This is a genomic window from Thermofilum pendens Hrk 5 (assembly GCF_000015225.1).
Lineage (GTDB): Archaea > Thermoproteota > Thermoprotei > Thermofilales > Thermofilaceae > Thermofilum > Thermofilum pendens.
This window is the reverse complement of sequence record NC_008698.1, coordinates 717,883-730,569: the sequence shown is the minus strand read 5'-3', so window position 1 is coordinate 730,569 and position 12,687 is coordinate 717,883. Positions and strand designations below refer to the sequence as shown.

Genomic DNA, 12,687 nt, shown 5'->3' with positions numbered 1-12,687 from the left:
CGATGAGCGTCGAGGTACGCTACGGGCGGGAGGGTTGCCCGGAGGACTCGTTCCAGGTTCTGCCCTCCTGCGAGGAAAGACCCGGCGTCGTAGCCCCCGACCACGTACTGGCACTGGCGCTACGCGAGGATGGCTTCGTGCGTAGCCACCACGCGGTTGCGTTCCTGCTGAGGACGGCGCCGGGCCCTAACACTGTTGCTAAGGCCGCCGCCGTCTCCCCTGAGGGCTGGAGGGAGCTACTCTACCTGTCGATGCACGTAGAAGACCAGCCATCCAGTAGTCGCTGCGCGTGCCTTTTGCCTTTCGCGCCATCGACTTCAACCCTCGCCGCTCTTGGGAAAAGCGAGGTCTGCCTAGATGCGAGTAGCCTCGGCGCAGTCTTCCTAGCAAGCTTCGTCCACGTAGCGCTCTCAATGGGTGCTCGGAGGATAATCCTCCTGAACCCGCCGTACCTCGACTACTGGGAGAGGTTGAAGCTAAGCGGTCTTCCCGGCTATAGGCGCGCATTGATAGAGAGAATGCCTAGAGCCTTGAGGGTGAGGGCCGCCGTCGACATCAACGTTGATCTATCGAAGAACGAGATCTACGAAAAGGTACCGTTCAGCTTCAAGCTACCCCAGCCGAGAAAGCCTCCGAGCCTCCTCAGGTTCGCGTTCCAGGAGAAGGAAGGGCTTGCGCTGGAACTACTCAGGGAGGTCGAAGCCTCAGGGCTCGTCACGAGCTACAAGGCTTTCCTCGAGGCGGCGAGAGAACTGAATCCCGGAGAAGGAGTCGCCGTGGCGAGAAGGCTGTTCCTCTACGGCTACGTCTCTATCCGCCAGGGACAGGTCGAAGCCACGGAGAAGGCCATTTACGCGCTCGGAGCAGGGTGGTTCGAGTGAAGATAGCGTTCGTTAACGCCTTCGTACCCTGGAGTCCCGGCTCGGACTCCGTGGTTTACTCGCCTTCTTCCGGCATAGTCTTCGTCGGGAGCGAGAGCGCGGCCCTGAAGACAGGGGCGGACCTCGTCGTGGACGTCGAGGGTAGAGTCGTGGTGCCGGGGCTCGTGGACGCGCACATGCACCTGTACTCCACCGCGTTGAGCCTCGGTAGGTTGGACCTCAGGGGCGTCAGCTCCTTGGAGGAAATCAGAGAGGTCTTGAAGGCAGCGGTAAAGGAGGCTCCTCCCGGTTCGTGGATAGTCGGTAGGGGGTGGGACCAGGAGAAGTTGAAGGAGAGGAGGATGCCTACCCGCTTTGACATTGACGACGTGACCGGGGACAACCCGGTCGTCCTTATACGCGTCTGTGGACACGTAGCCCTCCTCAACACTCTCGCCTTGAGGAAGATGGGCCTCCTCGACAGCGAGAGAGGCTTCGGCGCCCTGCTGGAGAAGGAGGGGGGCGTGCCCACGGGGATAGTCTACGAGGACCTCGTAGACTACGTGGTGTCGAGGATCCCGCCGCCCCCGCCTGAGCTCCTAAAGTCGTGGATACTGAGAGTACTCTCGGAGTACGTGTCCCTAGGTGTAACCGAGCTTCACTCGATGTCCGTCAGCCTGGAAGAGCTCGAAGCCGTCCAGAGGGTGCTGACAACGCTTCCCATCGGGTACCGGGCATACGTGGATCCGGGTATCGCGGAGCTCGCCGCTAGGGAGTACAAAGGACTCGTACACGGGGTGAAGATATTCGCTGACGGTAGCTTCGGGGCTAGAACCGCCGCTCTACGCGAGAAGTACTCCGACGCCGAGACGAGGGGGGTGCTCCGCATCTCGTCGGAGGGTATCCTCTCAGTGGCCAGGAGGGCGTTGTCCCTCGGGCTGCAGACAGCCGTGCATGCCATCGGAGACCTCGCTGTAGCGGAGGCGCTTAAAGCCGCTGAGCAACTCCCGCGGGGCTCCTTGAGGATAGAGCACGCTTCTTTGACTCCGCCAGACATCCTGGAAAAGATAGGGGCGGTGAAACCCGAGATAGCGGTGCAACCGCACTTCATCCTGAGCGATACGTGGATAACTGAGAGGCTCGGAGAGAGGGCGGAGTGGGTCTATGCGTTCAAGTCGCTCCAAGCCCGTACGCGCGTTTACGGCTCCTCGGATGCACCGGTCGAGCCGATTAACCCCTGGCTCGGCGTCTACGCCGCCGTGGAGAGAGGGTGCCCCGAGGGGCTACCCGTATGCCGCTACACTTACGGGGAGAAGATGAGCTTCGTGGAGGCTCTCAGGCTCTACACATCGTACGATCAACGGAGACCTTCGATCGTCGTGCTCAACTCTACGAGGCTCCCGACGTCGAAGAAGGAGTACGAAGCTCTGAGGGCGTACGCGGTGCTAGTAGGAGGGAAAACGGTGTACAGAGCACCAGGAGCCCGCGTACCCGACCTTCTCGCATAAGCTTGCAGGGAAAAGGCCTCGCGCGAGGTTTATTATTCGTGTTGTGGCACTTTATTGGGTATGGTTAGAAGCGAGCGGTTGCTCCGCCTCTACATCCAGTCGACGCTCGGGGCTTTCGAGAAGTACTACGTTAAGGCGGGCTTCGAGACCCCGTTCTCCCTCTACGTCTCCTACCTTTCCAGGGCTTTGGTGGCCGTGGGAGCCGCTGTCTTCGCGGCGAGCCTAGCTGTACACCTCTTCCTGCTCAGGTTCGCTGTACCCTTGGCGTTCGCCGCCTCGGTGACGCTCACAGTGCTCGCCGAAGTGCTCGTAGTATTCGTTGCGCTCTATTACCCTGTCTACAGGGTCTATTCCCGGAGGATCACGATAGAGAAAGACCTGCCGTTCACCGCGTCCTACATGGCGGCACTCTCCTCCTCGGGCATGGGGCTCGAGCGCCTGCTGGAGAGAGCGGTTCTTTACGAAAGCAACAAGGAGATAAAGAGGGAGATCGCGCTCATCCTCAGGGACATAAAGGCGTACGGGCTGGATACCCTAACAGCGCTGTCGAGAGCAGCTCTCAGGTCGCCCAGCAGGTCGCTGGCGATGCTCTGGCTGGGACTACGGGAAACCTACATTACGAGTGGGAACTTCAAAAGCTACCTTTCGCACTTCTCCGGCGTCCTCCTCTCCGAGAAAACGCAGAGCCTCAGGCGGGTAACGAACACTATCTCAATGATGGCAGAAGTGTACACAACGCTGATGGTTGCCGCGCCACTCATGTTCGTAACCATGCTGGTGATCATGGATATGCTCGGCGGAACCGTCTTCGGATTATCGCCGGGCATTCTGGTGCTTGTGCTAACGTTCGTAGTCGTACCGTTTTCCGCGCTGGGCGTCTACGTAGCTATCGACGGAATACTGTCCAGGGTTTAAACGCATACGAGTGCATTCGACAGTAGTTAAGGATTTTAATGCCAAAAGGCTAAAATGCCGCGGTGTAAAGATGTCGCACAACAGCTGGGCTTCCGACCCCGCGATAAGGGAAATCGCGTCAAAAATAGCTGGTGAAATTATTATTAGTGACAACCCGGGTCTCGAAATGCGTAAATGGCGGGAAAAGTTCAACGTCACGCAGGTCGAGCTCGCATCGATAATGAACGTCTCAGCGTCTGTGATCAGCGACTACGAGAGCGGGCGTAGGAAGAGCCCGGGCGCCCGCTTCATCAGGAAGTTTGTGAAGAGCTTGATCATGAAAGACTTGGAGCGGGGAGGCATAGTCCTCTCGGGGCTGAGGCGCATACTGCTGGGCTCCGACCTGCTGAGAGAAGCAGTACTGGACATGCGCGAGTTCAGCATCCCGATCTCGATCTCCAGGTTCTGCGAGGCGATAGACGCCGACCTAATCGTTGGACAATCGTACGCGGCTACGCCGCTTCTCGGCTACACGGTCGTGGACAGCATTAAGCTCGTGCTGGACGTCCCTAGTTACGATTACGTAAAGCTCTACGGGGCCACTACGCAGAGAGCAGCTATCTTCACGCGCGTCGCGTACGGTAGAAGCCCCATGGTCGCTGTGAAGTCCATGCAGGCCGGTATGGGAGGTTTGCGCCCAGCCCTCGTCGTTTTACACGGAGTAAAGAAGGTAGACGAGCTTGGGCTTGAGATAGCGAAACGGGAGAACATACCCTTAGCGGTAACGAGGGTCGATACCGTCGAAAACCTTATCGAGAAGCTCCGGGCCATCAAGTAGCGCTACTCGACCTTTACTCTTACTCTCTGCACCTTGAGAGGAACCGTTACCTCGAGCATACCCTTCCTAAAGGATGCTTTTATATTTTCAACGTCCGCGTTGCTGGGCAACGGGATTTCCAGCTTGTACTTCGTTATCCCCTCCCTGAAGAACACCAAGCCCTCGAAGAGGAGCGGCTTACTGAGCCTTGCCTCGATCCTAAGGACGTTCCCCTCGACGTATACATCTACGTCTTCCTTGCGCTTAACGCCTGCCAGATCAGCGTATATCGTGAGGCAGTCCGACGACCTTCTAACCTCGTAGAGCGGTACCTGCACTCTTTCTTCCGGGGCTAGCGGCCTGAACACTTCTTCCTCGATCCTGCTAATCTCCTCTCTAACTCTCTTAAACTCTCTGAGCATCTCCTCAATCTCCCTCCTAATCCACTCCTCCATGTCGCCCCACCTCAAACGTAGAGAGCCGGAACGGTGTACTCGTACTCTTTACCCGCACCGCGCATGCTCTCCATGGTCCTCTTCATGAGCTCGCGGAGCTTGACTCTGATCTCCTCCTCCTGCTCCAACAGTTGTTTAACGTCCACGTCGTGCCCGAGGATTTTCGCGAGAGCCTGCAGGGCGGAGGCGGAGGCTCCCGGGTCGGGGTAGTTGAGGAAGCACTCGGCGAGCAAGGCTATCACGCTGAGTTTCCTCTTGTAGCCCTCCTTCAGGAACTGCGCGTAAGCCCCGCCTATGAAGCCCTCCTTCAGTAGCTCTATGCCCTTCTCCTGGGCGTACCTCAGGCTCTCCGCGTCGATTGAAGCGGCGTACGTCTTCGGGGTCTCGATGTTCAGCCTGTTCTGCACCGCTATCCCGCCGAGTAGGACCACCCTCCTGGCTGACTTCCTGAAGAGCGACTCCGTGAGAAACGAGGCCATGCTCGGTACGAGCTCTGGCGGTATAGCGATATCCGAGTGCAGGACGACTACGTAGTCGTTCTTCTTGTACCCCCCGTAGAACCTTATGGGAAACAGCGGGCTGTACTCGTGGAACAGTATCACGGGTGGAAGGCTCGCAGAGTCGAGGTACCCTATCTCCCTAAGCTCCCACTGCTTGACGAGGTGAGAGGTCGATATAGGTCCAACGAGCCCGACGTCCGGTAGACCGACGATGAACACCGAGTCTTTCGGGGGCTCCTCCTTTAGGAAAAAGGACCACTCCTGGTCGCTCATACTCCCTCGAAAAACTAAGAAGAAAACGAGAAATATTAATTTTCGCGCGCGCGACGTACTACTTCGAGTACTTCTTTAGAACCTCTATCACGGGGAGAGTGCCCTTGATAAGGTACTCGATTAGCGCTCCGCCACCCGTGCTCACGTGGGATAGCTTGTCCGCGAAGCCCAGCTTAGAAGCGGCCGCTATCGTGTGACCTCCGCCTATAAGCGTGAACGCCTTGGAGGACGCCATAGCCTCGAAGACCTTCTTCGTGCCCAGGCTGAACTTTTCGTCCTCGAAGACCCCCATCGGGCCGTTCATTACGACTGTTCTAGCTTCCGAGATTATCCTGGCATACTCCTCCGCCGTCCTAGAGCCTATGTCCTTTATCGGGAGGTTCGGTACGGAGTCTACTCCGACCTCCACCCTCTTCCCGCTCTCCTCGACCGCTAAGTCGACCGGGAGAACTATCCTGTCCCCGTACTTGTCGAGGAGCTTCTTTAGCTCCGGCTCGAGGTCCAGGAATCCCTTCTCCTTCAGCACGGAGACGTTAACGTCTCCGATCTTCTTCCCGGAGGAGTGTAGGAGGAGGTTCGCGGCTAACCCTCCTGTGAGCACCTTGTCGGCGATGTTGTTTCCAAGGACGCTCGAAATGATCTCGGCGGTGTCCTCCGCCTTAGCGCCACCGATCACGTAGACGCATGGGCGCTCCGGGTTGTTCCTCACCCTGTAGAGAGCTTGGAGCTCCCGCTCCATCACCCGTCCCGCCACGAAGTGCTTCACTACGGGTGCAAAGCCGACCAGGGATGCATGCGGCCTATGCGCAGCGGAGAAAGCGTCCACCACGTAGACCTCCAGGAGCGGTGCCAGCGCTTGTACGAGGGGGGTCTTCGCGTGCTCCTCCGGGGACGCGTTCTTCGCTTCTCCGTCCCACATCCTCACGTTCTCAAGTACCAGAACCTCTCCCGGCGATAGAGCTTTGATCTCCTTTACGGCCTTTTCGCCGAAGATGTCGTCTACGAACTTTACGCGCGCCGGGACAAGCCTCGAGAGAACCTCCGCGTGCTCGCGTAGGCTGGTGAAGTCCGGGTCTCCCTTACGGCCCTGGTGCGACAGAACCACGACCTTCGCTTTCTTCTCTACGAGCTCCCTTATGGTCGTCTCGGCATGGGCGCGTATACGCGTGTCGTCCAGAAGCCTCTTCGTCTGGGGGTCTACCGGGGAGTTAAAGTCGACGCGAACGCCGACAGTCTTCCCGCGAACGTCCACGTCGTCGAGGGTCTTTATACCCAGTCCTTCGATCATTTTTACTCGTAGTATGTTGCACGCCTCGAAGCTTTAAACCTTCATTTTAACGTTTAATTATTAGCATTAAGCCGCTAGGGCGGCAACAATAGCTATCAGGGATAGCTGTAGCAACACTGATGCGAGGGTCTCTACAGGGGAGACTCTACGCCTCCTGAAGAAGGCGTATGTTAGCATCAAACCCTCCGCTGTTGCAAGCACCAGCGCAACCCACTCGATGAGCGAGTAAGCCTCCAGAGTGCCTGTAGCCTCTTCCAGCCCGGCGACCTGCAACGCTTTGTCCATGTAGCCGCTGTAGAATGAGATGTAGGCCGCCGTTACAGGGCCGATAACCGGCGTGTTGCACACTAGTATGACTAGAGACTCGTTAACGAACACTCCGAACGCCACCGCGTCAGGGTCTTTGATGCGCCTTGCACCCTCGATGTAGCCCTTGTATTCCTGAGCTACTCTCCGGGCTTCCTCCGGCGTTATGTTCTGTGCGAAGCCCAACACGTAGGAGGCTACGAGTAGGAATACAGCTACAAGGGTTAAAGCAAGCCTAGGGTTCGCCGTCGCTCTGGCAGCTCCGCTCAAAGCACCTTCCCGTGCAACCATGCTGTATACCTCGCACTCTTCAAGGATACCGTGGTTTTAAAAAGTCACGCGTGGTATGGCGTACGGCGTGCACTGTGCGTTAGTCTTAATACTCTGCTGTACGATTACTGCGTACATGGAGGGGCGTATCGATCTGCGCATTACCGAGAAGGGGGTAATCGCTGTTCTCCCGCCTAGGAGAGGGAAGCTACTGGAAGAGATCCTGTCGCGCGGGCTGGGAGAACTCCTCGCAGACGACACTGTGCTCCTGAGGGCTGAAAGCTTGGAGGACGCCGTCGCTATGCTTATAGAGCTAGGCGTTCGAGAGGACGAATTAGCCGTTGAGGGGAAAAGCGTGGGCTTCAAGGCAGAGGTAACGCGTAAGCACGGCGTCCTCGTATGCCCGAACTGCGGTTCCCCCGATCTCGAGAGAATCGGCATTCCCGGGCTTACCCCTACGCTCTACGTCTGCAGGAAGTGCGGCTTCGCTACGTACCTCCCGCTAGAAGTGCTTCCCGAGTAGGCCTTACCTCACTGTACGCTCATAGACTCCTCTAACGTACTCCTTTAGAGCCGCGACTTCGCCTGCAAGCATCCCGGGTTCTTCCACGGGGCTTTTCTCGTACGATATGGTAAGCGTTCCCTCGAAGCCCCCCTCGACGAGCCTCCTTACAAGCAGGGGATTGTTGTACTTCTTCGGAGCCATTATTGGCGCTGGCCGTCCGTCGGCATCGTAGTTCGAAAGGGTCACGTTGCGGGTAATGCCCAGGTAGGCTAGAACTGTTTTCAGAAAGCTCTCGGTCGACGGGTAGTTCTCCTCCACGTGGGAAAAGCCCACAATGCCGCCTATAAGTCTCTTCACGAGCCCGTAAAGCCTAGAAGCCTCTACGCCGGAGCTTGGCTCGAGCAACGCCCGTACCTTGTATGTAGCGCATAGGTCGGCGATTCTTCTCAGCCCTCCCATAGAGAGAGCCGCCACGTCTCGTAGTATGATAGTCTTGCCCTCCGTCTCCTCTGCGACCATCACCAGTTTTTCGAGTAGGAAAGCATCTACTCGGAGCGGGTAGGGCACTCTGATCGCCGACACGCTTACCCCGGAGTCGTGAAAGGGGTCTAGGATCTCTCCGACGCCGAGAGACTCTATCAAGCTCCACTCTGTTGAAAGTTGTACGGGGACGTCGAGCGAGGAAATAGCGCCCAGAGATGCCTGCACGCTCTCAAACGACTCCTCACTGTAGGCACGCAACGCCACAGCCACTCTAAGCTCAGACATTAATTCCTCAACAACTTCTCAACCCTCCCTAGGTATTAATGTTTCGACGAACCATTACAAAACCATGTAATGAAGGGAGCTTGTAGTGCGCGCTAACATTATTAACCCTGAGGATAGGTTAGAGGGTCTAGTGAGCTATGCGAGGCGATGTTTCCACCGACGCTTTGGAGTACGAGAAGGTATACGAGATACTCGGTAACCCCTTGAAGCGATCAATCCTTAGAATTCTCGGAGAGAGGGGGGAGGCTTCTTTTACGGAGTTAAAATCTTCCCTTAAAACGAGCACCGGAAACCTCTACTACAACCTGGACGGGATGGAGGGTTTCGTGACCAAGAACGAGAAGAGAAGGTACACGTTAACGGAGAAGGGCATACGCCTCTACAGGTTCATGCTGGAGGAAGACGCTCGGCTCCGCAACATAGTCGCGGAAAAGAGGGGCTTCGCGGCGCTAGTCGAGAAGTATTTCTTGCCCGTCATCGTCCCGGAAAGCCTAGCCGCCGCCTTCTACCACGAGCGCTCGCTGAGCCTTGTGATTCTTGGAGCCTCCCTACTTCTCGGCGCGTTGCCATCCGCGCTGGGCGCGCAGGTAGTGTTCATGATGGACCAGCTCGCGTTGCCGTATCGGTTGATACCTCTCGGCTTTTTCTTCTTTGTCCTCGGAGCGCTGGTGCTCCTATTAGTGGTAGAGCTTGTCCAACGGGTGCTCGGAGGCCACGGTGGCTACAGCGTTGACTACCTCGGAGCTTTTTTCGCGTCCCTTCTCCCAGTCTACGCCTTCAACGTTCTTCAAGCTGCGCTACCCTGGGATCCCTTCACGCTCAGCTTGCTGTACAGGCTGGTCCAGGTGCCCACGCTGGGTCTTCTCACAGCAACCCTTGCCGTTTACAAGAGGTTACCCAGAGACCGGGCGTTCATAGCTTCCTTCGTAGCATACTACTCTAGCTACATGGCTTCAATGATGCTTCAACGAATACTCTAGGCGTGGGAGACCCGCTTTGAGTAGCTCCGAAGCCTTTCTAGAGGATCTCACGCCTAAAACGTTCAGAGCGGCCTCCCTGGTTGTAGAGAGGGTTCAGCGCTGGAAGGCTTCCCTCGACTACTCGTTCCAGTCTGTGAGAAAAGAGTTCAACCTGAGCAAGCCGGAGGCTAGGACTGTGTACGCGTTGGCAAGGCTTACTCTCCTCAACGTCGGCGTAGCGATACTGGCTTTGAAGAAGCTCGGGAGATCCGGAATCCCTCTGAGGAGAAAAAGCGCTTTCTACGTAGCTGTAGCGCTCGTACTCAAGTACCCGGGCTTCGAGAAGAGGGTAGAGTCTCTGCGCGGCGGGCTAGTGAGCAACGTGCTACTGTCGAGCATCACTCCGCGTTTTCTCGAAAGGCTGATCGAGGAAGCCAGGGAGCTCGGATGTCGCGACAGGATCGCGTACCTCTACTCGGTACCTCCCCTCGTCTCAGAGGTCCTCGTCGAGAACCTGGGGTGCGCGAGGGCAGAAGAAGTCGCCAGGTCCTTCGAGAGGAGGTTTGTGTGGCTGAGGGCTGTCGGCGAGAAGGGGCGGGAGAAACTCGAGGAATTCCTAGTAGGCCTCGGCATCAGGTTTAGGCGAGACCCCGAGATCGACGGCCTCTACGAGCTACTCCTCCCAAGCTACGAGCCCCTACCCGAGGTGAGCCCGGAGCTCGCGGTGTACCAGGATAAGGCGAGCGTAGCGGTGGTTATGGAGCTGGTAAAGCTGGGAGAGACATGCGTCTCTACGTGCATCGACGCGGCGGCGGCTCCCTTCATGAAGACATCCCTGTACTGCGATGCTAGGCGTTGCTGCGACGAGATACTAGCGGTCGACATTTCTTTCAACCGTATAAGGGACTCTAGAGGCGTGCTACTGGGTTGCCGCAAGATTGTCCACATCGTTAACTCGGACTCGAGGTTTCTAGCAACTCGTACGCTCTTCGATGAGGGATTGGTGGATGCTCCGTGCACGAACAGCGGAGCAATAGGGAAGGACCCGGGGCTGAGGCTATCCCTCTGGGAGCTCGACAGGGAAGAGGTAGCCCTGTACTCCACCAGGCAGAGGGAAATACTGAGGAACGTTCTTAGGCACATGAAACATGGAGGTAGAGTAGCATACTCCACGTGCTCAGTCCTCCCGGAGGAGGGAGAGGAGGTTGTAAAGGACGTCGCCGCGGACGGGGAGTCCTCCCTGCTGAGACCTCCCTTATTCTTCGACGAGGCTTACCCTAGGTACGGCTTGAGGGGGGTTGCGACGAGGACTTTCCCAGATAAGCATAGGTCCGAGGCCTTCTTCATAGCGCTTCTCGAAAAGAAGTAGCAACTACTCCTGGACTACGAGCATAAACGACGGCGGGCGTATCCTCTCGCTCTTGCAGACTGGACACCTGCTCGGCAAACGTGCCTTCTCAAGCTCCCTGAAGACATACCCGCAACTGGCACACATGGGAGGCTTCATCATCAGCAGCATTTTCCCGTTGCTCTTCCTGCGTATAGTCTTTGCCACATGGTTTATGTTTTCCAGAACCTCCTTGTAGTCGGAGGGCCTAAGCCCTAGTTCTCTGGTGAGCTGGTAGAGGTCGATCTCCGAGCCTGGGTTCTCCAAGAAAAACCTGAACAATTTTTCACGGGTCGTTAGCTCGTAGCCCAAAGGTTACCACGTCCTCGGCCTGAACTTGATGCCGTACTCTATTATCCCCTGTTGCCCCTGCTCCCTGTACTTCCTGAAAACCGCCTCTACCTCCATTCCCTCGTGAACCTCGTCCGGATCCACGTCGGTTATCTGCGCTGGTACGAGCGTGCCGTCCTCCAGCCGGACGAGCGCTACCACGTATGGTGCCTGCCAGGCGAAGTCCGAGGGAGGGCTCCTTACCACGGTGAAAACCTCCACTACACCCCTCTCTGGAAGCTTTACCTCCTCCACGTTCTCCGACCCGCAAGCCGGGCACACCTGCCTGTAGGGGTAGAAGCTCTTGCCGCAATCCTTGCACTTACCCCCTATCAGCTGGTACTTGATCTTTCTCTCCCTCCAAGCCCTTGGAACACTCCTCATGTACGCCATCTTTACCTCACCCTCTTCAGGATATTAACGGAGACTGTTCCCCCGACACCACCCACGTTCTGCGCGAGGCCCACCTCCGCCCCGTCAACCTGGTTCTTGCCGGCTTCCCCCCTCAGCTGTACCGCTATGTCGTATATCTGGTAGATACCCGTGGCGCCAACCGGGTGTCCGCGAGCCTTCAGACCCCCCATAGTGTTCGTCGGCAGATCCCCGTCCTTCTCCAGCTGGCCCTCCTTGAGGAGCTTCCAGCCTGCCCCTTTCTCCGCGAAGCCGAGGTCTTCGAGGTGTATCACGCCGAGTACTGTGAAAGCGTCGTGGACTTCGAGCACGTCCACGTCTTTCGGCTCGATACCAGCCATCGCGTAAGCCTTCCTCGAGGCCTTCACCGTAGCGGAAAGCGTTGTCAGATCAGCCCTGTCGTGTAGGCTCAGCACGTCCGTTGCGAGCGCGCTCCCAACAACCTCTATCACCACGTCCTTCTCAACTTCTTTTAGTTTCTTCTCTGAACACAACAGTGCAGCCGCCGCGCCGTCGCCTAGCGGAGCGCTCTCCAGAAGCCTCAGCGGGTCTGCTACCATGGGCGAGCTGAGAACCTCTTCGAGCGTGACTGCTCTCGGGTACTGCGCCAAGGGGTTGTTAACAGCGTACTTGTGGTCGTGGACCGCGAAGAGCGCTATGTCTTCCTGCTTGGCGCCGTACTTCTTCATGTACGCCTTATACACGAGGGCGTTTAGAGCCACGAAGGAGAAGCCGGCGAAAGCCACGTACTCCTGGTCCTCCGCCATTATGAGCGCGCTCGTAGCATCTGGCGTCGTCGCGTCTGTAAGCTTCTCAACGCCCACCGCCAAGACGCAGTCGTAGAGGCCCGACTTCACAGCCAGGAAAGCGTTGTGGAAAGCCGCCCCGCCGCTCCCGCACGCCGCCTCCACCTTGTTTGCCGCAACCCCGGGTACGCCGAGCCACGTCGCGAGAAGAGAGCCTAGGTGCTCCTGCCCCTGGAGGTACCCCGACGACATGTTCCCGACGAATATAGCCTCGACATCCCTCTTGGAGAGCCCGGCATCTCTCAGAGCCTTAAGGGAGGCTTCGAGCATGAGGTCCCTGAGGGGCCTCTCCCAGTGCTCGTCTATCTTCGTAGCCCCTATACCTACCAGGTAGACCCCCGTCAAGGATG

At 57.5% G+C, this 12,687-nt stretch carries 15 protein-coding genes; 7 read left to right on the top strand and 8 right to left on the bottom strand.

What is annotated here, in order from left to right; genetic code table 11:
- Window positions 1–2: 2 nt before the first annotated feature.
- The 4 genes from TPEN_RS09955 to TPEN_RS04015 all read left to right on the top strand — a co-directional run bounded on the left by TPEN_RS09955 (window position 3) and on the right by TPEN_RS04015 (window position 4,100).
- Window positions 3–881, top strand: coding sequence for a hypothetical protein (locus TPEN_RS09955; protein ID WP_011752446.1), 879 nt, complete (start codon window positions 3–5; stop codon window positions 879–881).
- Window positions 878–2,368: an amidohydrolase gene (locus TPEN_RS04025; protein ID WP_052885126.1), complete on the top strand. Its 1,491-nt coding sequence runs from the start codon at window positions 878–880 to the stop codon at window positions 2,366–2,368. Before TPEN_RS09955 ends, TPEN_RS04025 begins: the two co-directional genes overlap by 4 nt.
- A 60-nt stretch (window positions 2,369–2,428) precedes the next feature.
- Window positions 2,429–3,283 (top strand): type II secretion system F family protein, encoded by an 855-nt coding sequence (locus TPEN_RS04020; RefSeq protein WP_011752444.1) that lies wholly within the window; start codon window positions 2,429–2,431, stop codon window positions 3,281–3,283.
- Between the two features lie 70 nt (window positions 3,284–3,353).
- Window positions 3,354–4,100 (top strand): helix-turn-helix domain-containing protein, encoded by a 747-nt coding sequence (locus TPEN_RS04015; RefSeq protein WP_011752443.1) that lies wholly within the window; start codon window positions 3,354–3,356, stop codon window positions 4,098–4,100.
- A 2-nt stretch (window positions 4,101–4,102) separates the two neighbouring features.
- Here the strand turns inward: TPEN_RS04015 and TPEN_RS04010 are convergent, their stop codons facing one another.
- From TPEN_RS04010 to TPEN_RS03995, 4 genes are all read right to left on the bottom strand, one after another.
- Complete coding sequence (locus TPEN_RS04010) at window positions 4,103–4,534, bottom strand: Hsp20/alpha crystallin family protein (protein ID WP_011752442.1); 432 nt, start codon at window positions 4,532–4,534, stop codon at window positions 4,103–4,105.
- 11 nt (window positions 4,535–4,545) lie between these two features.
- Window positions 4,546–5,307 carry a proteasome assembly chaperone family protein gene (locus TPEN_RS04005; RefSeq protein WP_011752441.1) on the bottom strand — a complete coding sequence of 254 codons (762 nt, stop codon included), beginning with the start codon at window positions 5,305–5,307 and terminating at the stop codon, window positions 4,546–4,548.
- A 58-nt stretch (window positions 5,308–5,365) separates the two neighbouring features.
- The gene (locus TPEN_RS04000) at window positions 5,366–6,595 is read right to left on the bottom strand and encodes a phosphoglycerate kinase (protein WP_011752440.1); all 1,230 of its coding nucleotides are present in this window, start codon (window positions 6,593–6,595) and stop codon (window positions 5,366–5,368) included.
- A gap of 66 nt (window positions 6,596–6,661) precedes the next feature.
- Window positions 6,662–7,192, bottom strand: a complete 531-nt coding sequence (locus TPEN_RS03995; protein WP_011752439.1) for a hypothetical protein — start codon at window positions 7,190–7,192, stop codon at window positions 6,662–6,664.
- A 115-nt stretch (window positions 7,193–7,307) separates the two neighbouring features.
- On the opposite strand from TPEN_RS03995, the gene TPEN_RS03990 reads away from it, so the two are divergent.
- On the top strand, window positions 7,308–7,694 hold the full coding sequence (locus TPEN_RS03990; protein ID WP_052885124.1) for an eL43 family ribosomal protein: 387 nt from the start codon (window positions 7,308–7,310) through the stop codon (window positions 7,692–7,694).
- 3 nt (window positions 7,695–7,697) lie between these two features.
- Here the strand turns inward: TPEN_RS03990 and TPEN_RS03985 are convergent, their stop codons facing one another.
- Window positions 7,698–8,444, bottom strand: coding sequence for a hypothetical protein (locus tag TPEN_RS03985; protein WP_011752437.1), 747 nt, complete (start codon window positions 8,442–8,444; stop codon window positions 7,698–7,700).
- 137 nt (window positions 8,445–8,581) lie between these two features.
- Between TPEN_RS03985 and TPEN_RS03980 the strand changes: the two genes are divergently transcribed.
- Together TPEN_RS03980 and TPEN_RS03975 are read left to right on the top strand one after the other, a co-directional pair.
- Complete coding sequence (locus TPEN_RS03980; protein ID WP_011752436.1) at window positions 8,582–9,424, top strand: DUF7347 domain-containing protein; 843 nt, start codon at window positions 8,582–8,584, stop codon at window positions 9,422–9,424.
- Between the two features lie 16 nt (window positions 9,425–9,440).
- The gene (locus TPEN_RS03975; RefSeq protein WP_011752435.1) at window positions 9,441–10,772 is read left to right on the top strand and encodes an RsmB/NOP family class I SAM-dependent RNA methyltransferase; all 1,332 of its coding nucleotides are present in this window, start codon (window positions 9,441–9,443) and stop codon (window positions 10,770–10,772) included.
- Between the two features lie 3 nt (window positions 10,773–10,775).
- On the opposite strand, the gene TPEN_RS03970 is transcribed toward TPEN_RS03975, so the two are convergent.
- The 3 genes from TPEN_RS03970 to TPEN_RS03960 are packed head-to-tail and all read right to left on the bottom strand — an operon-like array spanning window position 10,776 to window position 12,682.
- Window positions 10,776–11,102 (bottom strand): hypothetical protein, encoded by a 327-nt coding sequence (locus TPEN_RS03970; RefSeq protein WP_011752434.1) that lies wholly within the window; start codon window positions 11,100–11,102, stop codon window positions 10,776–10,778.
- A gap of 3 nt (window positions 11,103–11,105) precedes the next feature.
- Entirely contained in the window at window positions 11,106–11,513 is a 408-nt protein-coding gene (locus tag TPEN_RS03965) for a Zn-ribbon domain-containing OB-fold protein (protein ID WP_011752433.1), read from the bottom strand.
- A 2-nt stretch (window positions 11,514–11,515) separates the two neighbouring features.
- Complete coding sequence (locus TPEN_RS03960) at window positions 11,516–12,682, bottom strand: thiolase domain-containing protein (RefSeq protein WP_011752432.1); 1,167 nt, start codon at window positions 12,680–12,682, stop codon at window positions 11,516–11,518.
- Window positions 12,683–12,687 lie beyond the last annotated feature (5 nt).